This window comes from Schinkia azotoformans, from assembly GCF_035811335.1.
GTDB lineage: Bacteria > Bacillota > Bacilli > Bacillales > Bacillaceae_J > Schinkia > Schinkia azotoformans.
This window is the reverse complement of record NZ_JARSMD010000017.1, coordinates 109,984-135,409: the sequence shown is the minus strand read 5'-3', so window position 1 is coordinate 135,409 and position 25,426 is coordinate 109,984. Positions and strand designations below refer to the sequence as shown.

The 25,426-nt window shown below is 37.4% G+C and carries 28 protein-coding genes and 2 riboswitches; of the genes, 20 read left to right on the top strand and 8 right to left on the bottom strand.

Annotated elements, in window-relative coordinates; genetic code table 11:
• Nucleotides 1–21 precede the first annotated feature (21 nt).
• On the bottom strand, nucleotides 22–204 hold the full coding sequence (locus P9E47_RS10430; RefSeq protein ID WP_003332784.1) for an aspartyl-phosphate phosphatase Spo0E family protein: 183 nt from the start codon (nucleotides 202–204) through the stop codon (nucleotides 22–24).
• A gap of 299 nt (nucleotides 205–503) precedes the next feature.
• Here P9E47_RS10430 and P9E47_RS10425 point away from each other — a divergent pair, with 299 nt between their 5' ends.
• Nucleotides 504–1,040 carry a DUF420 domain-containing protein gene (locus P9E47_RS10425; RefSeq protein WP_003332785.1) on the top strand — a complete coding sequence of 179 codons (537 nt, stop codon included), beginning with the start codon at nucleotides 504–506 and terminating at the stop codon, nucleotides 1,038–1,040.
• A 69-nt stretch (nucleotides 1,041–1,109) separates the two neighbouring features.
• On the opposite strand, the gene P9E47_RS10420 is transcribed toward P9E47_RS10425, so the two are convergent.
• Nucleotides 1,110–1,301, bottom strand: coding sequence for a hypothetical protein (locus tag P9E47_RS10420; RefSeq protein ID WP_003332786.1), 192 nt, complete (start codon nucleotides 1,299–1,301; stop codon nucleotides 1,110–1,112).
• A 241-nt stretch (nucleotides 1,302–1,542) separates the two neighbouring features.
• Nucleotides 1,543–1,586: riboswitch (PreQ1 riboswitch) on the top strand.
• 9 nt (nucleotides 1,587–1,595) lie between these two features.
• On the opposite strand from P9E47_RS10420, the gene queF reads away from it, so the two are divergent.
• A complete protein-coding gene (gene queF / locus P9E47_RS10415; RefSeq protein ID WP_003332787.1) occupies nucleotides 1,596–1,997 on the top strand; it encodes a preQ(1) synthase in 402 nt (133 codons plus the stop codon).
• 124 nt (nucleotides 1,998–2,121) lie between these two features.
• On the opposite strand, the gene ribH is transcribed toward queF, so the two are convergent.
• The 4 genes from ribH to ribD are packed head-to-tail and all read right to left on the bottom strand — an operon-like array spanning nucleotide 2,122 to nucleotide 5,571.
• On the bottom strand, nucleotides 2,122–2,589 hold the full coding sequence (ribH, locus tag P9E47_RS10410) for a 6,7-dimethyl-8-ribityllumazine synthase (RefSeq protein ID WP_003332788.1): 468 nt from the start codon (nucleotides 2,587–2,589) through the stop codon (nucleotides 2,122–2,124).
• Nucleotides 2,590–2,605: 16 nt separating this feature from the next.
• On the bottom strand, nucleotides 2,606–3,799 hold the full coding sequence (locus P9E47_RS10405; RefSeq protein ID WP_326163378.1) for a bifunctional 3,4-dihydroxy-2-butanone-4-phosphate synthase/GTP cyclohydrolase II: 1,194 nt from the start codon (nucleotides 3,797–3,799) through the stop codon (nucleotides 2,606–2,608).
• Between the two features lie 25 nt (nucleotides 3,800–3,824).
• Nucleotides 3,825–4,475, bottom strand: a complete 651-nt coding sequence (gene ribE, locus P9E47_RS10400) for a riboflavin synthase (RefSeq protein WP_326163377.1) — start codon at nucleotides 4,473–4,475, stop codon at nucleotides 3,825–3,827.
• 1 nt (nucleotide 4,476) lies between these two features.
• The gene (gene ribD / locus P9E47_RS10395; protein WP_003332792.1) at nucleotides 4,477–5,571 is read right to left on the bottom strand and encodes a bifunctional diaminohydroxyphosphoribosylaminopyrimidine deaminase/5-amino-6-(5-phosphoribosylamino)uracil reductase RibD; all 1,095 of its coding nucleotides are present in this window, start codon (nucleotides 5,569–5,571) and stop codon (nucleotides 4,477–4,479) included.
• Nucleotides 5,572–5,904: 333 nt separating this feature from the next.
• Nucleotides 5,905–6,157, bottom strand: a riboswitch (FMN riboswitch).
• A gap of 222 nt (nucleotides 6,158–6,379) precedes the next feature.
• On the opposite strand from ribD, the gene P9E47_RS10390 reads away from it, so the two are divergent.
• From P9E47_RS10390 to P9E47_RS10355, 8 genes are all read left to right on the top strand, one after another.
• Nucleotides 6,380–6,721 (top strand): STAS domain-containing protein, encoded by a 342-nt coding sequence (locus P9E47_RS10390; RefSeq protein ID WP_003332793.1) that lies wholly within the window; start codon nucleotides 6,380–6,382, stop codon nucleotides 6,719–6,721.
• A 113-nt stretch (nucleotides 6,722–6,834) separates the two neighbouring features.
• Nucleotides 6,835–8,529: a response regulator transcription factor gene (locus P9E47_RS10385; protein ID WP_003332794.1), complete on the top strand. Its 1,695-nt coding sequence runs from the start codon at nucleotides 6,835–6,837 to the stop codon at nucleotides 8,527–8,529.
• A 174-nt stretch (nucleotides 8,530–8,703) separates the two neighbouring features.
• Complete coding sequence (locus P9E47_RS10380; RefSeq protein WP_003332795.1) at nucleotides 8,704–9,174, top strand: chemotaxis protein CheW; 471 nt, start codon at nucleotides 8,704–8,706, stop codon at nucleotides 9,172–9,174.
• On the top strand, nucleotides 9,167–11,749 hold the full coding sequence (locus P9E47_RS10375) for a chemotaxis protein CheA (RefSeq protein ID WP_326163376.1): 2,583 nt from the start codon (nucleotides 9,167–9,169) through the stop codon (nucleotides 11,747–11,749). Before P9E47_RS10380 ends, P9E47_RS10375 begins: the two co-directional genes overlap by 8 nt.
• A 30-nt stretch (nucleotides 11,750–11,779) precedes the next feature.
• On the top strand, nucleotides 11,780–13,324 hold the full coding sequence (locus P9E47_RS10370) for a methyl-accepting chemotaxis protein (protein ID WP_035192363.1): 1,545 nt from the start codon (nucleotides 11,780–11,782) through the stop codon (nucleotides 13,322–13,324).
• A 133-nt stretch (nucleotides 13,325–13,457) separates the two neighbouring features.
• Complete coding sequence (locus P9E47_RS10365; RefSeq protein ID WP_003332799.1) at nucleotides 13,458–13,886, top strand: ATP-binding protein; 429 nt, start codon at nucleotides 13,458–13,460, stop codon at nucleotides 13,884–13,886.
• Nucleotides 13,886–14,230, top strand: coding sequence for an STAS domain-containing protein (locus P9E47_RS10360; RefSeq protein WP_003332800.1), 345 nt, complete (start codon nucleotides 13,886–13,888; stop codon nucleotides 14,228–14,230). Before P9E47_RS10365 ends, P9E47_RS10360 begins: the two co-directional genes overlap by 1 nt.
• A complete protein-coding gene (locus P9E47_RS10355) occupies nucleotides 14,223–15,347 on the top strand; it encodes a SpoIIE family protein phosphatase (protein ID WP_003332802.1) in 1,125 nt (374 codons plus the stop codon). The genes P9E47_RS10360 and P9E47_RS10355 overlap by 8 nt, the downstream gene beginning before the upstream one ends.
• 52 nt (nucleotides 15,348–15,399) lie before the next feature.
• On the opposite strand, the gene P9E47_RS10350 is transcribed toward P9E47_RS10355, so the two are convergent.
• Nucleotides 15,400–15,783, bottom strand: a complete 384-nt coding sequence (locus tag P9E47_RS10350) for a kinase-associated lipoprotein B (RefSeq protein ID WP_003332803.1) — start codon at nucleotides 15,781–15,783, stop codon at nucleotides 15,400–15,402.
• A gap of 96 nt (nucleotides 15,784–15,879) precedes the next feature.
• On the opposite strand from P9E47_RS10350, the gene P9E47_RS10345 reads away from it, so the two are divergent.
• The 6 genes from P9E47_RS10345 to P9E47_RS10320 all read left to right on the top strand — a co-directional run bounded on the left by P9E47_RS10345 (nucleotide 15,880) and on the right by P9E47_RS10320 (nucleotide 20,612).
• Nucleotides 15,880–16,641: a peptidylprolyl isomerase gene (locus P9E47_RS10345; protein WP_157382173.1), complete on the top strand. Its 762-nt coding sequence runs from the start codon at nucleotides 15,880–15,882 to the stop codon at nucleotides 16,639–16,641.
• Between the two features lie 175 nt (nucleotides 16,642–16,816).
• Nucleotides 16,817–17,065, top strand: a complete 249-nt coding sequence (locus P9E47_RS10340; RefSeq protein WP_407697179.1) for a DUF1871 family protein — start codon at nucleotides 16,817–16,819, stop codon at nucleotides 17,063–17,065.
• Nucleotides 17,066–17,167: 102 nt separating this feature from the next.
• Entirely contained in the window at nucleotides 17,168–18,523 is a 1,356-nt protein-coding gene (gene nosD, locus P9E47_RS10335) for a nitrous oxide reductase family maturation protein NosD (protein ID WP_233276047.1), read from the top strand.
• Nucleotides 18,520–19,005: a nitrous oxide reductase accessory protein NosL gene (locus P9E47_RS10330; protein WP_326163375.1), complete on the top strand. Its 486-nt coding sequence runs from the start codon at nucleotides 18,520–18,522 to the stop codon at nucleotides 19,003–19,005. Before nosD ends, P9E47_RS10330 begins: the two co-directional genes overlap by 4 nt.
• Nucleotides 19,006–19,045: 40 nt before the next feature.
• Nucleotides 19,046–19,876 carry an ABC transporter permease gene (locus P9E47_RS10325; RefSeq protein ID WP_326163373.1) on the top strand — a complete coding sequence of 277 codons (831 nt, stop codon included), beginning with the start codon at nucleotides 19,046–19,048 and terminating at the stop codon, nucleotides 19,874–19,876.
• Nucleotides 19,866–20,612 carry an ABC transporter ATP-binding protein gene (locus P9E47_RS10320; RefSeq protein ID WP_326163372.1) on the top strand — a complete coding sequence of 249 codons (747 nt, stop codon included), beginning with the start codon at nucleotides 19,866–19,868 and terminating at the stop codon, nucleotides 20,610–20,612. The genes P9E47_RS10325 and P9E47_RS10320 overlap by 11 nt, the downstream gene beginning before the upstream one ends.
• A gap of 112 nt (nucleotides 20,613–20,724) precedes the next feature.
• On the opposite strand, the gene P9E47_RS10315 is transcribed toward P9E47_RS10320, so the two are convergent.
• Complete coding sequence (locus P9E47_RS10315) at nucleotides 20,725–21,444, bottom strand: nitrous oxide reductase accessory protein NosL (protein ID WP_003332811.1); 720 nt, start codon at nucleotides 21,442–21,444, stop codon at nucleotides 20,725–20,727.
• 191 nt (nucleotides 21,445–21,635) lie between these two features.
• Between P9E47_RS10315 and P9E47_RS10310 the strand changes: the two genes are divergently transcribed.
• The 4 genes from P9E47_RS10310 (at nucleotide 21,636) to P9E47_RS10295 (ending at nucleotide 25,362) form a co-directional block, all read left to right on the top strand.
• Complete coding sequence (locus P9E47_RS10310) at nucleotides 21,636–22,613, top strand: YncE family protein (RefSeq protein ID WP_003332812.1); 978 nt, start codon at nucleotides 21,636–21,638, stop codon at nucleotides 22,611–22,613.
• 4 nt (nucleotides 22,614–22,617) lie between these two features.
• On the top strand, nucleotides 22,618–23,295 hold the full coding sequence (locus P9E47_RS10305; protein WP_003332813.1) for a response regulator transcription factor: 678 nt from the start codon (nucleotides 22,618–22,620) through the stop codon (nucleotides 23,293–23,295).
• 4 nt (nucleotides 23,296–23,299) lie between these two features.
• On the top strand, nucleotides 23,300–24,700 hold the full coding sequence (locus tag P9E47_RS10300) for a sensor histidine kinase (protein ID WP_039957708.1): 1,401 nt from the start codon (nucleotides 23,300–23,302) through the stop codon (nucleotides 24,698–24,700).
• A gap of 143 nt (nucleotides 24,701–24,843) precedes the next feature.
• Nucleotides 24,844–25,362: a hemerythrin domain-containing protein gene (locus tag P9E47_RS10295; protein ID WP_003332815.1), complete on the top strand. Its 519-nt coding sequence runs from the start codon at nucleotides 24,844–24,846 to the stop codon at nucleotides 25,360–25,362.
• Nucleotides 25,363–25,426: the final 64 nt, after the last annotated feature.

Genomic DNA, 25,426 nt, shown 5'->3' with positions numbered 1-25,426 from the left:
AGACACTTTTTCTTCAGTCCTTCAAGCCGTTTGTTTATGATACAACTTATAATTTAAACGATTCAATAAAATATCAAGTTCTTGACTGCATTGTAATGTAAGCTTACTATTAATGCCGTAAGTAGCTGCATAATTGAACATTTGTTTTCTTTTTGTCTCTATCTGTTGTTGTAGTAACATAACGTTTCCTGTTACATTAGTCATTTGTTCTTCTCCCCGCAATTCCCTATAAAAATAGTACTGTTTACTGTAAATCTATTATTACATATTTTGAAAAATAATATAATAGCTTCGACAAAACTAGTCATAATGCACTATAAAAAATGAAAAAGTGGAATTATTCGCTGCAAACTTCTATAATAAAAACAAATATATATATATTATAAATAGACTTTGTGTCAAAACTATGACTATTTTGCTTTTAAAGTCGGTATTTACTGGGAAATAGTCTATAATTAGGGAAAGATATAACAAAAGGAATATTAAGAGGAGATGAGCGGGGAATGAATGACCATTCTGTTAAAGAACGCAATTTCACACCTATCATTGTATTGTTGACAATTGTAATCAATGCACTTGTAGCTTTTCTGTATTTTATGCCAAAATATGATACATTAAGCGATGTTGACTTAACGATTTTGCCGTTTTTGAATGCTGTGTTCAACAGTTTTACGTTTGTATTTTTGGTAGCAGCTTTAGTATCAATTAAACAAAAAAATATTAAACTCCATAAGCGCTTTATATTAGCAGCATTTACAACGACTGCCCTCTTTTTAGTATCATACGTAACCTACCATGGCATGGCTGAATCGACTGCTTTTGGCGGAGAGGGAATAATCCGATATGTGTATTATTTTATTCTATTAACTCATATCGTGTTATCGGCGGCCATTGTTCCGTTGGCATTAGTAACAGTTGCTAGAGGTTTCAATATGAAGGTTGAAAAACATCGTAAAATAGCACGTTGGACAATGCCGATTTGGTTGTATGTAAGCTTAACGGGTGTCCTTGTTTACATTATGATTGCACCTTATTACTAAACTAAACGTAAAAAAGCTGTAAGACAATGGTCCTACAGCTTTTTTACTTTATTTAGTGATATTATCACGTTAAATCCTTCCGACCCGTGACATTTCTACTAGGGCAAATACGATGTTGATCATTAGAATAGCGATCAAAACAGGAATGAAGTTTAATAGATTTGTTTTGCTGAACTTTGCCGAAATCATCCCAACCGCGTAGCCACAAACTAGTAATGCAATTAATGTGGCGAACATCATAATTGTATAAGTTACCGTCATCTTACCCTCTCCCTTTTAGGTATTAGTAATAATACCCTGCTTAGTAATATTATACGGCATTAAGGGCTTAATAAATTTGTCGATTTTGTGACAAGTGTTTTTGGCGGGACAGTTATTCCTTGATTTAATAGGTTTACAATAAAATTAACATAAAATATTAAAAAAGTTTTAAATAAATATTTTTAAAATACACATAATGACTTTTGTGGTATAATAATATGTCGTTTGTCTTATTCAATAAATGGCAGCAGTTCGAAAAATCCTGCTTTAAAAAACTAAGGAGATGAATATAAAATGAAAGAAAATTACTATTTGCCAAGATCCGGTCCAATGCCAAGACCAGGAAGTGTTGAGGAAAGCCGTGAAGTATTAAAGGGTGAAGCATTTCCAGCACCAAATGTACAACAAATAACATTCAGAGCAATGGAATTTACCGCTGTATGTCCCAAAACAGGGCAACCGGATTTTGGACGTGTTGAGATTTCCTATGTTCCGAATGAACTATGTATTGAATCTAAGTCGTTAAAATTTTATCTATGGTCTTATCGTGATCATGGTGCCTATTGTGAATCGTTGGCGGCCAATATTGCTGATGATATTGTTTATGCGATCAATCCGAAAAAGGTTGTTGTTACTGTTTACCAAACAGCCAGAGGCGGCATTGAATTAGAGACTCAAGCGATTAGAGAAAATTAAAAGGAGAACCATATCGGTTCTCCTTTTTTGCGCTTCTATGTTTAGCTCCAGCGCCTATCGCCTAGCAAACTTCAGGACTCCTCCAGTTTGTACGGCGATGAGCAAGGCGCTTGCGCTTTTCTATTTACCCTAAGTTTTTCATTAAGTTTGCCATTTCAATTGCCGCAACAGCGGTATCCCAGCCTTTATTTCCGGCTTTCGTACCGGCTCTTTCGATAGCTTGTTCAATATTTTCAGTTGTTACAACACCGAAAATAACCGGGATTCCTGAAGACATTCCTGCTTGAGATACACCTTTAGCAGCCTCATTGCAAACATAGTCATAATGTGTGGTTGCTCCACGAATTACAGTGCCCAAAGTAATGACAGCGTCATAATTTCCGGACTCAGCCATTTTTTTCGCCACTAGTGGCAGTTCGAATGCACCCGGTACCCAGGCAACGTCAACCGCATCATCATCAACGCCATGTCTTTTTAAAGCGTCCTGTGCGCCTGTTAGCAATTTTCCTGTAATAAATTCATTAAAACGTGATACGACGATCCCTACTCTAATTCCTGTCCCTACTAAATTACCTTCGAAAACTTTCCCCATGACGAATTCCTCCTAATTAGAATTTAAGCATATGTCCAAGCTTTTCATATTTTGTTTTTAAATAATTTGCATTTTCATTTCGTGCCGGTATTTGGATTGGCACGCGTTCTACAATTGTTAAATCATACCCTTCAAGACCAGCAATTTTGCGAGGATTATTCGTTAATAAGCGCATATTTTTAATTCCAAGATCTTTTAAAATTTGGGCGCCAATCCCGTATTCACGGAGATCTGGAGCAAAGCCAAGTTTCTCGTTTGCTTCAACTGTATCATAGCCTTCTTCCTGTAGTTTATACGCTCTTAACTTGTTTAATAAACCGATGCCACGCCCCTCTTGTCTCATATACAAAAGGACGCCTTTTCCTTCCTCTTCAATTTGCGAAAGGGCAGCGTGCAGCTGTGGTCCGCAATCACAGCGGTATGAACCGAAAACGTCGCCTGTTAAGCATTCGGAATGAACACGTACTAATACCGGCTCATCTCCGCTTACATCACCTTTCACTAGGGCAACATGTTCCTTGGAATCGAGAATATTGGAGTAGCCGTAGGCTTTGAATTCCCCGAATTCAGTTGGTAGGGTAATTTCAATTTCTCGTGTTACAAGCTGCTCTTTATGATTGCGGTACTTAATTAAATCCTTGATCATAATCATTTTCAAATTGAATTCATCTGCAATTTGACGGAGATCGGGAACTCTTGCCATTGTGCCGTCTTCTTTGATGATTTCACAAATAACACCAGCAGGCTCTTCCCCGCAAAGTCTCGCTAAATCCACCGCAGCCTCAGTATGACCAGCCCTTCGTAAAACACCGCCTTCTTTTGCAATTAACGGAAAAATATGACCGGGTCTTTTGAAATCACTAGCTTTTGAATTTGGATTAATTAATTGTTGGATCGTAGTTGCTCTTTCGAAAGCACTGATGCCTGTTGTTGATGTTTTATGATCAACACTGACAGTAAATGCGGTTCCATGTGGGTCCGTGTTTCGGTTAACCATTGGGACTAAATTAAGAGTGCGGGCTATCTCTTCAGATATTGGAGCACAAACAAGTCCGCGCCCGTGCTTAATCATAAAGTTGATTGTTTCAGGTGTTGTCTTTGAAGCTAATGCTACAAAATCACCTTCATTTTCTCGATCTTCGTCATCACAAACGATGACAACATTACCTTGGATAAGCTCATTAATGGCTTCTTCAATCGTATCAAACATGTTCCATCACTCACTTTCGTTACCTTTACTTATAGCCATTTTCTTCTAAAAAAGCTTTGGTAATTGTACCTCCCGTTTTGTTCATCCTGCCTTTTGATAAAAATTTTTCTATATATTTCCCTAAAATATCACATTCAATATTGACGATATCTCCAGGTGTTTTAGCACCAAGGATCGTTTCAGAAAGAGTGTGTGGGATAAGCGATATCGTAAATGATTTATCACTTAGACCAAAAATCGTAAGGCTTGTACCATCGACTGTGACAGATCCTTTAAGAAGCATATATTGCAGCAATTCCTCATTTACTTCAATTTCATAATAAACGGCATTGGATACAGGCTTCTTCGAAATGATTGTACCGATTCCATCAACATGGCCTGAAACGAAATGTCCTCCAAATCGCCCGTTAGCGGCCATTGCTCTTTCAAGGTTGACTTTAGATCCGTTGGTGAGATCCCGTAATGAAGTAGCCTTTACCGTTTCCGGCATTAAATCGACTGAGAATGTATGTTTATCAAAGGTCGTTACAGTAAGACAAACGCCGTTAACTGCAATGCTGTCGCCTAAGTGAACATCCTCTAGTATTTTAGGAGCTTGAATCGACATTTTAATTGCATCACCTGATTTTGTTATCGATTTAACTGTTCCCTTTTCTTCAACAATTCCGGTAAACATTTTACTCCTCCTTTCGGATAGGCTTTGAGATTATTTTTATATCCGGTCCGATTGTTTCGATGGATTTTATTTGTAAAGAAAGGACTTCGTTCATTTTTTCAAAGCCTTCCCCGCCAATAGATGTAGGTGCTGATGTCCCTCCAATTATTTTGGGAGCTATATAGGTAATGACTTGATTGATCGCTTTAGCCTTAATAAAGCTGCCGTTGATTTGTGAACCACCCTCAACAAATAGGGAGGTAATTCCTTTTTCAGCAAGAAGCTTCAGAACGTTATGAATGTTCAGTGTATCAAACGACATTTCAATGACCTGAGCTTGTTTTTCATTCATGGTCTGAATTTTCTCAGCGGCAGCATTTTTTCCAACGATAATCCATGTTGGTGCTTTGTTATCGTTTACTATTTTTGCACCCGGCGGTGTTCTTAAATTTGTATCAAGAATGATGCGAATCGGATTTTTGCCGCCTAATGGAAGTCTGGTTGTTAATTCGGGGTCGTCCTTTATAATTGTATTTACACCGACTAATATCCCATCATGCTGATGTCTGTATTTATGAACATCCAGTCTAGATTCTTCGCTTGTAATCCACTTGCTTTCACCTGAAACAGTTGCAATTTTTCCGTCAAGACTTGTCGCTGACTTTAATGTGACATAGGGCATCCCGGTTGAGATGTAGTGAAAGAATACTTCGTTTAGCTGTTCCGCTTCTTCTCGTAAAATGCCGACATCTACCTCAATTCCAGCTTTTCTCAGCTTTTCAATTCCCTTCCCAGCTACAAGTGGATTCGGATCAGTAGACGCTATAACTACTCTTTTCACTTCACTTTTTATTAAGAGATCAGCACAAGGGGGGGTTCGTCCATGATGACTGCACGGTTCTAATGTCACATAAATAGTAGCACCTTTTGCTTTATCTCCGGCCATATTTATCGCATGAACCTCAGCATGCGGTTCGCCCGCTTTCAAGTGGGCTCCCATTCCGACTATTTGGTTTTCTTTGACCACTACCGCCCCAACAAGTGGATTTGGGCTTGTCTGACCATTAGTGTTTGCTGCGAGCTCAATCGCTAATCTCATATAATCTTGGTCCGTCATCGTATCACCTTTTTCAGTGTAAATGCATAATTACTATTGTGGGTTGGTATTCCTGAACGAGCCTTTGCTCTTGCACTTTAGAGCAACAGCGAAGTGAAGGGATGCCAACCCACAATTCTCATACTAGGTTGTCCGATCACTTTAGGGAGCGATAATCGACTTATGGAATAATTGGCTATACAAAAAGACCCTTAGAATGATTTCCAAGGGTCTCGAAATAAACAAATAAATATGAAAGCCAAAAATAAGTACAGAAAATAAATGTTCAAAAATTGCGCGTCAAATAAAATACACCATAGCGTATTCCATGACAAATTGAACTATCTGCCTTTACATTCTCTTCTCCCATCCAGACTGTAACTGTCGGCCCTGGATTCACACCAGCTCCTGCCAATCAAATGCGCCTTGGCGTATTTGCGCCCAGCGGATATTATCGAGCTACCATGCTCGAAAAACTACCTTTAAAAATCTGAGGCATCCGCCGGAGGCTTTAACTTCATTTATGAAGTTATATGGCTCGCGGGCTTATTAGTATATGTACTACATCACCGCCGATTGGGAATTTCACCCGACCCCGAAGAAAAAATATTCAATTACTTATATTAACTATATCTTACCTTTATTAAAAATTACAAGTATTTTCGTTTCCTTCGTGATAATAAGTGTTTTTACAACGTAAATCGTCAGGATATACACTTTTGCTGTCTCTAAATGTCTGAATAATACGATGAGATGGGGGTGTTCAGTACTAGGTATTGTATGAATAATTAATATAGTACCAAGTAATAAAAGAAAGGAGTGAGAATGGTTGTTCCAAACACTTGTATGGAATGATAATATTTCTCTAAGTAACATTGATCGATTCGAAAAGTCAATCAAAAGGCTTCTTTACGCAAATTTAAACGGTCTTATTTTAAATCTTGAAAATGTATCTTATATGAATGAATGTGCCCTAGGCATTATTGCGGATTCAATTAAAGAAGCTAAAGAGATGAACAAGGAACTTGTGATTATTAATAATACAACAACAATAAGAACGATATTTGAGATTGTTCGTTTCTATTCAATTGTACAAGTGTTTTCATATGAGCGTGATGCGCTTCACTATTTGGAAGACTACTTTTCTTCGACAACACGGAAAGTAGTTTAACAAACGCCCCTTTATCACAAAAAATCCATAATTATTTTATCTTGTAAAATTAAAATTTGGTAGAATATAGATATATTTGATATATTGCATTTTTGATAAAGGGGCTAAAGAAGTTGTTAAATCATTCGAAAATGCTTTTACAAAATTTGCAAGATTCTTTTTCAGCCTACATAAATATGACCCTCTATATGACAGATCAGGATGGCAGTCCGATGACAAACATGTCTGGCATTTCTCCATTCGTGGAATTATTAGTTTACAAGCAAAAATTACCCTTTTTGAGTCAGTTGAAAAAAATAATCGTTGAATATCCTACTATAACAACTTGTGTAGTCATTGATGTGATGGGGTGCCCTGTTTATTCTGGTGTGAAGGGGTTATTAGTTCCGGTTATTATCGATGAAAAAATAATTAGTTACATATGGTGTTGGGCATATATTGAAGAAGGGGTTTCTGATTATGTAAAGGCAGGCATTAAACTTGATGAGCTGAAGGAAGATTGGAAGTATCCAATCTACCAGCTCCCGGTGTTGACTAACAAACAACTTCAGCAAAAAAAAGAACAGTTAATCAACATGGCAAGTATATGTGCGGAATTATTGAAATCTAAAAGGGAACTAGAACTCTTGAATGTCGAAGAGCATCTCTTAAACGCTGTAAAAGCTACGAATGTCCATTACTATCAATTACTAGAAATAATGAAAAAAAATGAAAACCTTGATTATGCCGGTATTGCTTCGTTAACAGATGAAACGGTCAAAATTAAAGCTTTTATCGGTCCTTTAGAAGACAGTATTATTGGATGTAGTTTTATAAAGGCTGGAACATTTTTTGAGGATGTTAGTTCCTGTAAAAGCATGAAATATTGGGAATACATTGGCTTTGACCCCAGGCTTTCATTTTTAATGATCAATGGAATAAGAACGGGTTGCTTTTTTTGTTATCCGATTCTAATTAATAATCAAGTTGGCGCGTTTCTTTTTGGGGGAAAAACAATAGAAAATAGACTGAGTCCCTATTCAATACGAAGAATAGGTATCGTAGGGTCAATCGTTGAAATGGGTATGAATAATGAATGGCTAAAAACACGAATTGACTTGCATTTAATGAAATTATCTATATTAATGGAAATCTCAAAGTCAGTGACAACCATTAAAAACGTGCAAGATATGCTGCTATTAATGACTAATATAGCGAACTCACTGGTACCATCCCATTTTACTAGTATTACAACGAAGTTCGGCAGTTTCGAATTCTTGAATGTAACAAATATAATCAACGACATGACGATTAAGGAATATTGCCAAAATCTTCACGATCAAACCTTTAAAACAGAAAAAACGAATGCTACTTATCGAAAATCGTCAAGAATACTTGAAAAGTATGAAACATTTATGATCGAATGTCCGATCTATATTGATGATTCGCTGTTTGGAATGATCAGTGTTTCGTTGCTGGAGTCGATTGGATTTAAGGAAGCTGAGGCCTATTTAAATAGTTTAAGCTCCATTTGCGGCCTGGCTCTCAAACCTTTATTGAAAAAGTTAAAGCAGAAACAAATAAAATCAATAGAGGTTGAAAAAGAATTCATCAAATCATCGCCGCTAATGGGACTGTTAACGGCCAGAGAGCTGGAGGTATTGAGGCTTATCGTCAGAGGTAGGAGTAATAAAGAAATTGGTGATGAGCTTTATATTAGTAAACATACAGTTAAAAACCATATATCCAATATATTAAATAAATTGGAGGTTAATGATAGGCGTCAAATCATTGCGGCTTTTTACTCATTAAATTACAAAAACTTTTGATAAAGGCAGTTGCTAACTAAGGCAAGTGTCTTTTTCTTTTTTTTTCTATAGGAAAACGATCCTAATTCTATCACAAACATGTGAACGAGGGGAAAGAAGATAGGAATGATAGGTAATGGTGCTGGTAAAATTTTCATTTTATACTAGATGTATACCAATTCGGGAGGTGATAGCGTGGATACTGCAATAAGCTTAAAGGCTGGTCAATATGTTGTTTTTTCTATTAATAAACAACTATGTGCACTAGCGATTGAGGAGGTGGTGGAAATCATTCGTGTTCAAACGATAACAGAGGTTCCCGGTATTAAAGAGTATATTTCTGGAATGATCAATTTACGCGGGAAGATCATTCCTGTTATTCATCTACGGAAAAGATATCATATGGAGGGCGAACCATTTACGAAAAAGAACAGAATTGTCATTGTCGAGGAGGATAGCGAGGATATCGGATTAATTGTAGATGAGGTTGTTATGGTTACTTATATTGAAGAGCAAGATTTGGAACCGACACTCGAAATGTTTAATACGTTAGAAAAAGGGTGCTTTAAAGGTTTTGCTAAAGTAAAAGACGAGTTAATTGGCATTTTAAATAAAAACAAAGTACTCTACCCTGATTTGGAAATGGGGGTGGCCTATAATGAGTGAATTTGATATATCAGCCTACCTTGGTGTTTTTTTGGATGAGGTTGATGAGCAGCTTCAAATTTTAGAGGAAGAGGTCCTTCATCTTGAACAGGATGGTGAAAACCTTCAAACCATACAGCGAATTTTTAGAGCAGCCCATACTTTAAAAGGGTCATCGGCAGCAATGGGCTTTGACAAAATGAAGGAACTTACGCACAAGGTCGAAAATTTATTTGATCTCATCCGTAATCAACAACTACAAGTGAATACGGATATTATTAATGTAATTTTTGAATCAATCGATTTTATTAAAGCTTTGAAGGAAGCTATCCTTAATGGAACTATCGAAGCAATTGATATTTCTCCAGTCGTTAATAAATTAGAAAAAGTAAAAGATTCAGCAGGAACTATGGAAGATTTTAGACCTGCCAGTAAAGAAGAAGAACACCTACCACATATTGATGATGTATTTTATCCCGAAGTAATTTTAGATGTTTATCAGAAAGATATAGTTGAAAAGGCTTTTGAAACAGGTTTTCAAGTGATGGCTATTTATGTCAGTATAAGACAAGATGCAATGTTAAAATCTGTAAGAGCATTTTTGATTCAAAACAATTTAAAAGAAATCGGAGAAATCATCGCCGCCTTTCCGCCACCAGAGATTATTGAAGATGATGCTAAATTCAAAGGGAGTTTAGTTTATCTTATCATTACCAATGCCACTGAACATGAAGCCATTCAAATTGTTAATAATATTTCAGATATTTACTCAGTTAATCTGACAAAAATTACGAAAGCGAACCTCGCTAAATTTGTTGAAGGAAATAAAATGGAATTTTCTGAGACAAAACAAGAGGTAGTCATCACTAGTAATCCAAAAAACGATGCCAAGATCAAACAAACCGTTCGTGTTGATGTGGAACGGCTCGAGCATTTGATGAACTTAGTCGGAGAACTTGTCATTGACCAGACAAGATTAGCCGATGTCCGCAGCCGGCTGGAAGACCGCTATTCAAATGATGTGGATATTGAATTATTCAGTGAAGTCGGGAATCACTTAGGACAAGTGATTAGCGAACTTCAAGAAGGCATGATGAAAACGAGAATGCTGCCGATTGAGCAATTATTCAATCGTTTTCCCCGTATGGTTCGGGATTTAGGTCAAAAGGCCAATAAAGAGATTGATTTTGTTATTGAAGGGAAGGAAACCGAGCTTGACCGTAATCTGATTGAAGAAATTGGTGACCCTATCATTCATTTACTCCGAAATGCGATTGATCATGGAATTGAAGACCCAAATGAGCGGGAAACAACAGGGAAGTCAAGGAAGGGACAAGTGTTATTAAAAGCTTCCCATGAGGAAAATCATATTGTCATTACGATTTCTGATGACGGGCGTGGTATTGATCCTGAAAAGATAAAAACATCAGCTATTAAGAAAGGCCAAATAACGAAAGAAGAAGCAGATAATATGAGCGATAAAGATTTAAGCTTCCTTATCTTTAGATCTGGAGTATCAACCGCCAGAAAGGTTACTGACATATCAGGTCGTGGTGTAGGGATGGATATAGTCAAGAGTCATATCGAAAAATTAAACGGACTCGTTGATATTGATTCAACCGTTGGTAAGGGTACAACCTTTACCATTAAACTGCCACTCACATTAGCGATTATTCGTTCATTACTTGTAAAAATTGGAGATAAAGAATTTGCCATCCCGCTCGTCAATGTACAGGAAATTGTCCGTTTGAACCAACATGAAGTAAAAACGATCAAAAATCAAGAGGTTGGTGTTGTCCGTGATCGTGTACTTCCGTTAGTGAGAATGCACAAGCGTTTAGGTGTTAGTGAAATAAAACTGGCTGGCACAAAGCGGATTTTCGTCATCGTTATCGGGTTAGCGGAGAAACGTGTTGGACTTGTCGTTGATAAAACATTGGGCAATCAAGAGATCGTGATAAAGCCTTTAGGTAAATACATTGGCACACCAAAGTATATTGCAGGTGCAACAATCATGGGTGATGGCAAGGTAGCGATCATTCTCGATACAGGGGCGATCGTTCGTGAAGAAGGTACAAAGGATATGATAAACGAAGAACTTAACTTTAAAAATGCAAAACGGCATGAAGAAATCATTGAGCTTGCAACCTTTAAGCTAGGGATGGAGGAGTATGGCATCGAAATTGATCGTGTGAAAGATATTATCACTGTACCGCCGATCACTAGAATTATGAATGCACCACATTCCGTTCTTGGAATGATTAATCTTCGCGGAAAGTTAATTCCGGTCATGGATGTAAGAGAGCGATTCGGGATCAATAAAACGGATTTAACTAGAAAATCAAGAATAATTGTGGTCGAATTGGCTCAGGAATTAATCGGTATATTAGTAGATAAAGTTACCCAGGTTTTAAAAGTAAACAGAGATACGATTGAAGCACCAATAGACTCTAACAACCAAATTGATGAGAAGTATATTCGTGGAATTAGTAATTTGAAAGATCGATTAATCATTCTATTAGATTTAGATCTTATTTTAGATATGGGGGAGCTTAAAGCTATTTCAAAGCTTACGGAAGAAAATAATAGGGTCTAATCAAAATGATCAATGGGAGGGATCTTCACTATGAAAAGCTTGCGGTTAAAAATATTAAGCGGTTTTGCAGTTATCCTTTCATTACTATTAGTTTTATCGGTCGTTAGTTATATTCAAACAAGTAAGTTTAAGGGACAAGTTGAGGAGGTACTGGGGCATGAATTGGACAAGCTATTAAACTGGGAAGAGTTGAATTATAGTGTGGCAAGAAGAACTGCCAATATACGTGGATATTTATTGACTGGGAATCAGGATTATTATACAGAATTTGAACAATTAACGAATGAAAGTAAAATAGTTCAGGAAAATTTATTAAAACAAGATATCACTACTGAAGATAGAACTATATTCGATAAAAGTGCAATATGGGATGAAGAAATATATTCACTTTTTGAATTATATAGGGAAAATCCTGAAGAAGCCATTAAACAAAGTGGCAATGTTCGAGACCTTACTAAGGAATTATGGGCTGATTTTGAAGGGGCTGCTGGTAAAACTAGAGAAAAGATGGATGATTTAGAAGAACAAATAAAGAAAAGTGGTAACTCCTTAATTATGATCACAACGATCATTAGTGTATTCGGTATCTTGCTAGGAACCGTTATCGCTTTATTTCTAGCACAGAAAATTACCGGCCCAATTCTGGAAATCGTCAATCGCATTAAAACAGTAGCAGTTGGAGATTTATCAGGGGATACATTAGTGACGAAATCAAAGGATGAAGTTGGACAGCTGGTGAAATCAACGAATGAAATGGTTTTATCTCTAAGGAATTTAATTGGTAAGGTCACTGAAAATGCGATGAGTCTTGCCGCCAGCTCAGAAGAAATATCAGCAAGCACTGAGCAAATCGCTTCGGGGAGCGGACAGCAGGCTAACGATGCCGCCGCCTCCTCAGAGATGGTGAAAGAGGTGGCTAATGCTATTAGAAATGTTTCACAAAATGCCGAAGCAGCTTCAACCGGGGCTGATCAAACAGTCAATGCTGCTGAGGAAGGCGGTCGTGTTATCAGGGATACAGTTGCTGGGATGGCTGACATAAGTCAAAAAATTGGCGATCTTTCTTCTAAATCAGTGCAAATTGGTGAAATTGTGGAAGTGATTGATGATATTGCCGAGCAAACAAATTTACTTGCACTTAATGCAGCAATTGAAGCTGCACGTGCTGGTGATGCTGGAAAAGGCTTTGCCGTTGTAGCCGATGAAGTTCGAAAACTGGCAGAACGAAGCGGCAAAGCAACAAAGGAAATTTCAGAGTTAATTTTTTCTATTCAAAAAAACACGGAAGATTCAGTGGCAGCTGTTGCAGCTGGAAATGAAACCGTGGCAACTGCCGGAGATACATTTGACCATATCGTCAAGTTAACGAAAGAAGCTGCTCTAAAGATTGCTGAAATAGCAGCGGCTGGTGAGGAGGTGGCGGCCCAATCTAATGAAGTATTACTTGCTGTTGAAAATATAGCTTCCGTATCAGAGGAAACTGCAGCGGGTATTCAAGAAACAGCTGCAACAGCGACTGATTTGGCGAAAATGGCTGAAAGCCTTACACAGCTTGCGGCAACATTCAAGCTGTAAAAGTTTTTCTATAAAATAAGTATATTTTGTGACATTCGAGGAGGTAGGAAAGGATTTCTCTTACTTCCTCTATAATTTATAATATTGTGGGCGTTGTAATGAAAAATACACAACTCTAGTAAGGTGAATGGTCATGAATAATTATGAGGAAGAATTAAAACTGCTAGTAAAAAAAGCAGATGATATTTCCCGCGCAATGGATATGACTGACGAAATTGCCAACAAAATGGGTTTCATTCATTACGATAGATTATTTTTGCGACTTGTAACGGAAGAAGCCTGTATGAATGCCTATGAATATTGTCAAAAAACAAATCAACAAGGCTTTTGGATCTGCTGGGATCATAATCATAAGGACTGCCTTTCGATTTTCATAAAACATCGTGGGAAAAAATTTGCGATTACCCCAATGAACGGGACCAATCGTGGTCTTAGAGGAAGGGGGTTGCATTTAATTGTAAATTTAATGGACTATGTTCAAGTTCAAGGGTGTGGGGAGTATGTCGAGCTGGTTATGACAAAATGTATAACCCAAAATCTAAAAGAGGGGATTGGATATTAATGATATTCACTTCTAATGATCAAGTGATTCTATTAACCTGGGAAGACGATATTACATTAAGAAATAATACGAGCTTTAAAGACACAATGAAAGAATTAGTAAAATCAGATTCTAAACAATTATTATTATGTCTAGAAGGGGTACAGTATTTAAATAGTGGGGCTTTAGGTGTAATTGCTGATTCCGTTATGGAAGCGAGGAAGTACCAAAAGGAGCTTGTTGTCGTGGCAACGCAAAACTCTGTCAAAGAGATTTTTAATATCGTTAAGTTTGGTTCTTTTATAAAACTATTTGATTCAAAAGAAGAGGCTTTACAATTTTTCAAGCGTGATCAACATGAATAGCCTCCCAACCTCAGTCGAACAACAGCTCCAATTAGCTGCTAAGGTGTTTAAATATTCAATAGAAGCCATTTTTGTAACAGATTTAAAAGGCAGCATTCAAATCGTTAATAGTTCATTTGAAAGAATAACTGGTTATTCTGCTGAAGAAGCAGTCGGCCAAAATCCGAGGATTCTAAAATCTGGGAAACATCCGATTGAATATTATCAAGAAATTTGGGTTTCTCTTGAAAAAAACGGGCAATGGCAGGGCGAGTTTATCAATAGAAGAAAAAACGGCGAACTATATTTTCAGAGGACAACAATTGCGACGATCAAGGATAAAGACGAAAAACCAATAAGCTATTGTGCGATTTTTAGTGATGTTACAAAAGTGAAGGAAGCAGAACGCAAACTAATCTCTGACTTGAAATTGGCAAGGCAGCTGCAAAAAAGTGTTTTAAGTAAACCGATAAAAAATGAATTCATTCATATTGATGGCACTTATCTGCCGTCGGCTGAATTAGCCGGTGATATGTATGCTTGGTATCAAATCGATGATCATAGATATGGCGTTATTTTATTTGATATCATGGGCCACGGGGTTGCCTCATCATTAGTCAGCATGTCAATCCGGTCTTTATTAAGGGGGATTATTACAAGTTCAATCAAACCGGCAAAGTTATTTAACGAACTCAATCATCATATGCGTGTATTGTATCAACAAAATGAAAGGGAGCAATCCTACTTTTTCACAGCAATATATGTTCTAATCGATGTTAAAGAGAGAATAATAGAATATTCGTCTGCCGGTCATCCGCCTGCATTTGTAATTCAAGAAGGTGGAGGTGTGGACCTTTTAGATGTTGGATGCCCACCGATTGGCTTACTTCCTGAGTTAATTATTGAGACAGGAACGATTCCACTGAAAGGAAGGAGCCAGCTTTTCTTGTACACAGATGGTCTTATAGACTCCTTAGGCAAAGAAACTTCCCAAAACATAGAAAAACTGAAAAGGCTAGTCGTAGGTTTAAAAGATTTAGATAGTACACATTTCTTGGAAATGGTGTTGGAGCATACAAGTAGTAAAGATGGTCAATTTGAAGATGATGTAACGATGGTGGCGATTACGATTAACTAATGTAAAGGGGCTGTCTCAGGGCAGCCATACCTGGAGTAAGCCCCCTTTTCCATTATTTAAAGTATTCTTTCTTCAAGCTTTCAAAAATTTTAAGCGATTGTTTTGCCCAGTCACTATCTGTATTTTTAAGCTCCGTGATTTGGTCATCAACGACCTTTTTCAATGACTCATAATACTCCGGCATTTCATCCTCATATAGTTTAACTTGTGTCTTCGGAATATTCGTTTGTTCATTTAGAGCTAATGCTCTTCTTTCATGGAAAAATAAAACATCCGATTGTCTTGGCGCATGCAGATCACCTTGAAGTGGATGCTTTAAAACAGCTTTGACACGAATCGTAATATGCTGCGGCTTGATTGCTGTTACCTCGCCAATATATTTTCCGGTTTTATAGATTCCTGTAACGATTTGGCCGATTTGGTACTCTTCAGACATTAGTTTAGTCCCCCCACGACGAGAAATTTTGACAGACCCTTGCTAAAAATCTTATCATATATAAAGTGATAAATAAAAATGAAAGGTAGAGATAAGATGAAAAAGATATTCTTTTATACAGTAATGGTTATTTTGATTGCGGTCATGACGGCTTGTGGTGGAAATGAAGGAGATAAAAATACAGCTACAGAAAATGATGCTGCAAAAAACGGATCAGAAACTGCTGGTGAACAAACAGAAGCCAATGGGCAAGAAATTACAGCCTTGCCGCAGTTTGAACCAGTTAGTGATGAAGAGCCAGTGGTGACAATGAAAACAACAATGGGCGATATTGTCATTAAGCTGTTCCCTAAACAAGCACCAAAGGCTGTTGAAAATTTCATCACACATAGTAAAGACGGTTATTATGATGGTTTAACCTTTCATCGGGTCATCAGTGACTTTATGATCCAAGGTGGCGATCCAAATGGAAATGGTACTGGTGGCGAAAGTATTTGGGGTGGTCCGTTCGAAGATGAATTCGCTCCGGAATTAGCAAATTTCCGCGGGGCTTTGTCAATGGCTAACAGTGGATCGGATACAAATGGAAGCCAGTTTTTTATTGTTCAAGCAGGTCCAGATACAGTTGATGAAGAATTATTAGAACAAATGAAACAGGCCGGTTTCCCGGAAATTGTCGTTAATAAATACAAAGAAGTTGGGGGAACACCTTGGCTTGATCATGTACATACCGTTTTTGGACAAGTAATCGAAGGTATGGATGTTGTAGATAAAATAGCTAGCGTTAAAGTCAATTCAACATCAAGTGCACCACTTGAGTCAGTTATTATCAATGAAATTGTTGTCAATGATAAATAATTCGAATTTTTTTGAAGGGGCCATATGCAGTTGTGGTGCCCTTTTTCTTTGTTCTTTTCATAATGTCGTAAATCTGTAATAAAACTTATGTGTCCAAGCAGGATTCCGGGCGTAAAATAAGAATATGAATTAAGATATTTATTTTAATAAGGTGGTTTGGATGGAAGGGTCGAAAATGTTAAATGAAAAATTAAGAGAGGTTATTAATAAGTGGGACCCTTTAGGGCTTGGACCAGGTGCTTATGAAGTGGAAGTAGTCGATATTATTCAAGCTGTCCATGAGATTGATGATCTAAAGTATTTGGCAAAAAGAATTCAATTTATTTATGAATTTTCATTTGAGGAATCAATTCCTCTACCTGAATGTCAAAAGGTTGCAAGAAGAATGCTGTTATTAAAAGAAACAAGCCCATATGCAGTATAAAAGAAGAACGAACCTAGTAAGGTAAGTTCTTTTTTTATTCAAATTTTCTTTTTTGATTCTTCACATTTAATGGATATGATGGTATGTAGTAGAAGATTGGCGGTGAAACGAATAATGATTCGCATGCTGTTTTTATTATTTTTATTAATTGGAGTCGCATTTTCACTACAGCCTGCTGCAAATGCGGAAGAAGAAATTGTCGTCAAACCGGGTGATAGTATACAGAAGGCGATTGCTCAAGTACCAGAAGGCTCAACGATTTTGGTGAAAAAAGGACAGTATAATGGCAGCTTATTAATAGAAAAATCGGTTCAATTAATAGGTGAAGAAGGTGCAATTATAGCGGGCGATGGGAGCGGCAACGTTATTGAAGTGAAAGCTCCCAATGTCATAATTGAAAATTTCATAATTGAAAAGAGCGGGAAAAGGGGTACTGACGCCGGAATTTGGGTGGAATCCTCTAATAATCTGATCAAGGATAATGTGTTTAAAGAAATTTATTATGGTATTTATATTCAAAAAGGACGGTTTAATCGAATAATTGATAATCAAATTACCGGTTATGATGGTCATTTTTCACAGAAAGGGAATGGTGTCCATTTATTTTACGCTGAAGAAACGGAGTTAACAGGGAACGTCATTCGGCAGGTTCAGGACGGTATTTATTTTGATTTTGCAAAAGATAGCACTGTAAAAGGAAACAAAGTAGAAGGGTCCAGGTATGGATACCATGTTATGTATGCCAAGAAGGGTCTTTTAAACGATAATATTTCAACCAAAAACATTACCGGGGTCATGATCATGGATGCGGAAGATTTCGATATTACCGATAATGTAATAAACGAGAATTTAGATTATCGAGGTCATGGCATTTTGATCTTTGATTCAGACCGAATCAACATTATAAATAATCGAGTCACTTTTAATAATACCGGTTTAAGCCTGCAGGATGCTAGAGATTGTAAAATTGAGAGCAATGTTTTTGCCGGAAATTATATTGGCTTGGATTTAAAGGATAAAAATGAACGGAATACGATGATTAACAATAATTTTATCGGGAATATTGTGCAAACGAAAATCTTTACATCTGTTGAGCCGATGGATTTAAATGGTCAAGGAAATTATTGGGATGATTACAGCGGGATGGATTTAAATGGGGACGGGATCGGTGAAATTCCGTATGAGTCCGGCAAATTGTTTGATAAATTGGTAGAAGAAAATCCAATGCTGCAATTCTTTTTTGAAAGTCCTACGATCAAGCTCTGGTCCTCGATTGAAAAGATCTTTCCGGCCTTTTCAGGTGAAAAAGGAATGGATCGTTACCCCTACACCCAACCTGTTCAATATGAGGCTGATAAGACTGGACTTGATGCAGAGCGAAATTGGCTAGCTGGTTTAATTGGTATCGTTATGGTTAGTCTGGGAATAACTATTTTTTACCGTGGGAGGGTTTTATGATGGAAAAAATAATGAAGCGAAGCGAGTTACATTTGCTATTATTGTTGGCATTTTTACTATTTGTAAGTGCGTGTGGAAGTAAAGCAAGTTATGAGCCGAGAGCAGTCAATCCGGAAATTGATGCCTGTGAGGTTTGTAATATGTCTGTTGCTCATGAGGATTTCGCCACGCAGTTAATTGAAACGGATGGAACGGTTCATATGTTTGACGATATTGGCTGTATGGTGAAGTACTTACATGGTGAAGGCAAGGACAAAGAGGTTGGAGCAACCTATGTAAGAGATTTTGAAACGCTTGATTGGGTTCCTTTTGAACAGGCCTACCATGCGTATCACCCAGAGTTTTGGACTCCGATGGCATACGGAGTTGTCTCTTTTGAAACTAAGGAGCAAGCAGAATCCTATGTTGAAAAAGAAGGAAAAGGTGAAGTGCTAGATTATAATGGCTTGGAAAAAGTAAATTGGGTCATGCAGGGTCATTAATTCTAATGTCAAGTGCCAAACAGAAGGAAGTGATTAAGAAATGAATATGCTAATGATAGCAAGACATGAATTAAAGGTAATTTCCCGAAGCAAATGGGTCTTCAGCTTTACCATTTTATATACAGTGCTTGCGATTACGATCGTGTTATTCGGCGGCAGTGCAGAAGAAGCAGGGTTCACTGGCTTTAACCGTATGGCTGCAAGTCTATTAAATTTATCTCTGTTTCTTGTTCCGCTATTAACTCTATTAATTGGCAGTACTTCCCTTGCCGGAGATAAAGAGGATGGAAGCTTAACCCTTTTATTTACGTATCCAATTCCAACTTCGCGCATATTAGTAGGAAAATTCATTGGGTTACTAGTAACATTGTTTGCCGTCATAACATTCGGCTATGGTGCCGCTAGTTTGATTCTATTTTTTAGTAAAGCAAGTGTTTCGCTCCACTTTTTCCTATTGTTTTATGGATTTACGATGCTGCTAATGGTCTTATTTCTTGGTCTCGCCATGCTCCTTGGCGTGCTTTCATCAACGAGGTTTCAAGCTTTAGGTTTCAGTCTAATTTTGTGGGCAGTGACAGTTTTGTTTTATGAATTTGTCATTATGGGCTTAGCAATGGTCATTGGTAAACAAGCGATTCTAGCGATGTTTACCACCTCCATTTTATTAAATCCGGTGGAATTAATTCGGGTATGGACAATTATTTCATTGGATAGCGGTTCAATCTTTGGACCTCATTTATATGATTTAACCGTTTGGAGTGAAGGGAATATCGGTCAAATTGTTTTTGCTTTAACCGCCATTCTTTGGGTCCTCATTCCGATTTTGATTTCAAATAGTATATTAAAACGGGGGATCAATCATGGAGCATAATTTGATGGTTGAAGTCAATGACTTAAGCAAAATCTATAGTCCTTCTAATAGAATTGAGCATATTAATTTTGAAATTACGAAAGGCGAATGTTTCGCCCTATGTGGTGGTAATGGAGCAGGAAAAAGTACCGTAATTCAGATGATCATTGGCAATGTGAAGCCATCGTCAGGAACGATCAAGCTGTCAGGGATGACGATGGACATGAATAGAGCAGTGTACAAATCGCTTTTTTCCTACATGCCAGATGCGATGGTATTTCCGAAAGTTTTAACAGGCTATGAGGTTTTATGCTTTTTTGCCGACTTATCAAATGTACCAAAAGGAAGAGTTGATTTTCTTCTTGAAAAAGTAGGTCTTGCCAATGATAAGGATAAAAAGGTGCGGGAGTATTCGAAGGGCATGCAGCAAAGATTGGCATTAGCGCAAAGTTTATTGCCGGAAGCACCGTTGTTAATTCTCGATGAACCGACAAACGGCTTGGACCCGTATTGGGTTCGTGAATTTAAAAATATTATTAAAGAAGAAAAGGAAAAAGGGACCACGATTTTATTCTCTTCCCATATTTTATCTGATGTTGAGGAGTTGGCCGATCGGGTTGCTTTTATGAATAGCGGCCGACTGCTTGTTACAGATACAGTCGAGGCGTTGACAAAAGGAAATAACGACAGTTCCGCAGTCAAAACAACGTTGGAGGAAGTATTCTTTTCGTTGGTGAAGGCTGAGCAAACGGTGTGAATAAGGGGAGAGCCAGGTTTGATAGCAGATAACTCTATTTAACCTACTACAATATAAAGTGAACAAAAGGATTCCCTGCCATAGTAGCAAGGAATCCTTTTTGTTGTTCTTATTAGTGATTCATTTGTCCGTTCATGTTACCGTTCATTTGGCCATCCATTTGCATCTGTCCTTGACCGCCCGCCGCACCTGCTGCTTTTTCTTCTGCTGCTTTCATTTTTGCTAGTTTTGCTTTACGACGTTCTAAAGCAATCTTATCAACATCATCCATAGATGTTACTACAGCAGCTAACATTGGATTTTCAGTAACGAATTTGTCGGCAGCTTCCTCGGAACCAAATAATGCAAACCCCATTTTCATTGGAGTTTCGATGCTTGCTCTTACAGGAATTGCATTGCTTACTGGCACCCATTCCAACGTGTTATAATCACGCACCCATGCAGCCTGTGGTGCTTCTTCAAGAACTCGGATTTGGTTCATTAAACAACCTACATCATCTGTAAATAAATGTTCACCATCAGCCGTCACAACTTGTCCTGTAAATTTGCCCATATCATGGTCGTGAGGGTAGACTGTCATATCGCACATTGAGCATTTTGTTTCTGTGGTAGGTTCAGTTGCTTCAACAGCAACATTCACTGGTTCATTTTTCTGCGCTGCTTCATCTTTATCTCCACCTACACCATCTGTTTCTTGCATAGCAGCTTTTTCAACATCAGTAGTCCCTTCAACAGGTGCTCCACTTTGTCCTTCATTGCCGCCTGTACCACATCCTGCGATTACAGCTGTTAGTAAACCAAAGACTGATAAAACAATTAAAAATTTCTTCATAAATAAATCTAACCTCCAAAAATTATTTATATTTTTGATTCCAATTACAGATTAATAAAAAGATTTGAAATATCTGTGAGTAAACTTTATAGAAATGAAAAAGTTTAATAAAAATTTTATAAAATGAATTCACTTTTTCAACACATATACAAGGTATACTGGAGATAGTAACTTGATTTGGGGGTTAAGTAATGTATAAAACAAAGTGGTTACTAGTTTTGACCCTATCTCTCTTATTGACGGGCTGCCGAGCGGAACAATATACAAAAATAGAGGCGTCAAAAGACCAGATTATCGTTGTTAACCTGCTAGAGAGCAGCTTATCCTTTTTTGATCAAGACACAAAAGAAGAGCTGGCAAGGTGGACAATACCCTATACGTTCACAGGTGCTTTGTTATTACCGGATAATAAAACGCTGCTTTTATATGGGAAGCATTTAGAAAAAATCTACTTATATGATATTACGACTGGAACTGAAGTGGACCGCTGGAAAACAGGAAAAGGAATTGTTAATGTCCAAATTTCGAACGATGATTCAAAACTATTCTTGGCTAATCAAGAAAATGATAAAATTCAAGTGAGGACAGTAAGCGGGGAGAAAGTAGCAGAAGTAACTGTTGGAGACGATCCGCTAACGATATTGGAGAGTAAAAAAAGGCACCAATTATTTGCTATTAATTTCAATGCTCCTGAAATTACTGTCATCGATAGCAGATCATATGAAAAAACAAAGGTTATCCATGCGAAGCCAGCTTCTGTAGGCGCCGTACTAATTGAACCATATGATGAACTTTGGACCGGGGGCCATGGAGTCGGTCATAAGACGGAGAATGCTGTGACGGTATATTCATTGGATACAGGTGATATAAAAGGAGAAATTAACGCACCGATTATGCCGGTAGACTTGGAGAAATGGGAGGACTATGTTTTTGTTGTCAGTCATGGCTCCAATCAACTGCGAAAAATCAATATTCATACAAAGGAAGTTGTCGCAGTGAAGGAAATCGGCGCGAATCCGTTTAAAATCTCGATTATTGATAATTTAATTTATATTGCAAGCTATGACAGCAATGAAATTATCGAGGTTGATCCTACTACGATGGAAATAGTTGATACGATTCAGGCTGGAAAGGGTCCTTTCCAAATCCTGTTCAAAAAAGAGGTGTGAGAAAATGAGTAAAGGTATAGTTTTAGTTGTTGATGATGAAGCGGATATGAGACGTCTTATTCGCATGTATCTTGAAAAAGAAGGTTACGCTTGCGTCGAAGCAGAGGATGGTCAAGTTGCCCTTGATCTATTAAAATCACATACTTTTGATTTGATTATTTTGGATGTTATGATGCCAAAGGTCGATGGACTTACATTACTTATGAAAGTAAGAGAGCATTCTTCTGTACCGATTATCTTTTTAACAGCAAGGGGAGATGAATGGGATCGGGTTTACGGCTTGAAGTTGGGAGCAGATGATTATATCGTAAAACCATTTAGTCCGAATGAATTAATTGCGCGGGTGGATGCCGTTCTTCGCCGGGCGAATCCGAGTGTACGCGATGAGGAGGAGACTCTATCTTTCGGGCCGATTCAATTAAATATTAAAGGAAGGCAAGTTTATCTTGAAGGTGAACTCATTAACTTAACGTTGAAGGAATATGAACTCCTATTATTCTTCTGTCGCCATACTGGACAGGCGCTAAGTCGCGAACAGCTATTAGAAAATGTATGGGGATTTGACTATGTTGGTGGAGTTCGAACAGTGGATACTCATATTAAAACATTGAGATTAAAGTTGAAAAGCCATGGCAGTTTAATTCAAACAGTTTGGGGAATTGGATATAAATTTGAGGTTTAAAAAAATGGATAAAATTTCTCTTTCTCTTGAACAGAAATTATGGATTATCGTTAGTATTGTTATGTTGACCGGGATCGCTGTTTCCTATGGTATGTATCATTATTTATATAAAAAAATATATGTTGAAGACGTCGAGACTAATCTCAGACAGGAAGGCTTTCAACTGGCTAATGAATACACAGGCGGAGAGTTAACGCCTGAACTTCAGGAAAAGATTGAATGGTATAACAACATATCAAGATCCGAAGTGGTCATGGTCAATGATCCGAAGGAATTAAGTGCCTGTTTGCCTTTTGATGTAAATCATCAGACCTTGATTGGCGCAGAGGATCGGGAACGATTAATTAATGGTGAAAGTGTCACAAAAATTGGTTATGAAAAACAATTTGATAGGAATATAATGGGCGTCATTGTGCCGCTTCTTGATGAAAAGCGATTGAAGGGTATTATCTATCTTTATATTCCGCTGGCCACGCTTAATGAAGTTTTTGAAGAGGCCAGCCTTATCATTACGATTATTAGTCTAATCTTTAGCTTATTTGCTCTTCTCTTTGGAAAGAGAATCGTAAAAAAATTAACAACCCCGTTAAACGAAATGGAACGGGTAGCGTATCAAATGTCAAAGGGAGATTACAGCGAAAAGGTTCATGTTTATTCCAATGATGAGATTGGTAGGCTCGGTATGGCCTTTAATCAAATGTCGGAAGCGATAAATGAAGAGGATGAACGGAGAAAAGAATTTTTGGGGAATGTATCCCATGAACTTAGGACGCCGATCAGTTACATCAAAGGGTATAGTGAGGCCATTTTAGATGGGACGATTTCTGAAAAAGAAGAGGCCATCAAGTATATGCAATTAATCAATCGTGAAGCGGGTAGAATGCAGCGATTAGTCCATGACTTGCTCGATTTAGCCCGATTGGAAAAGAAATCACTGCCAATGAAGATCCAGCCGATTGCGCTTGCCCAATTAATTGAGGAGTCGCTTGAGAAATTTGAACCATTTTTACGCGAGAAAAAGCTCAGCTTTGAGAAAAAACTGGATCCTGATATCATCATTATGGGAGATCAGGATCGGATCGAGCAGGTTATTCAAAATATCACGGAAAATGCTGTACGCTATTCACCGGAAAACTCATTTATTCGGGTTTCATTGGAAAAATCGAAAGGCAATACTTGTACAATTGCAATAAAAGACAACGGGATAGGAATTCCAAAAAAGGACATTCACCGCATCGGCGAACGATTTTTTAGAATTGATAAAGCAAGAACGCGTGTCTATGGCGGTACAGGCTTAGGAATAGCGATTGTCCAAAAAATTGTGCAACTTCATGAAGGTAATTTTTATATAGAAAGTGAAGAAGGTGTTGGTACAACGGTATTCATTAAATTACCAATCATTTGATTTTTTTGTTTTATAACATAAACTACATTTTATTGTGCAAATGTGTGATAAACTTCATTTTTCATGATAATCAATCAGAGTATTCTTATGGTATCCGGTCTAGATCATTAGATGACCTTTTCTATAAGAAGGAGCTGTTGCAAATGAGTGAAGTCAAAGGAAGTAATTTATGTGAACCGCTAGATCAACTAAAGGGTACACATGGTTTACTTTTAGGTCAAATGAGAAAGATTTCCCAATTAGTACGGGAATTACAACAAAGTTCCTTTGACAACGAATGGGATGGAAAATGGTTTGAATTGTATCAACATGTCGTTATGTTTTTCGCGCATTTGAAAATTCATTTATATAAAGAAGAGCATTTCCTCTTTCCAATCATAGAACAATATTATGATGATGACGATAATGTGTTATTGGTAATGGATCATGAGCATAAAACAGTTGAGCAAAAAATTGTCCAGTTCATGGAGACATTTGAAAAACGGAAAACGCCATTTAGTCCAATTGAGGCACTATCACTTTTATCCTGTATTGAGTTTGCGTACACAACGCTTATTGACCATTTTCACAAAGAGGAAAAAGTACTTTTTCCATTTGCAGAAAGACATTTAGTAGAGTGTGAAAAAGAAAAATTATCAAGCAAAATGAACATTTTTAAATAGATAGTATAATATCCTACTGGAAATACTGAGTACCAGTAGGTTTTTTATATTAGTTTCAAAAATG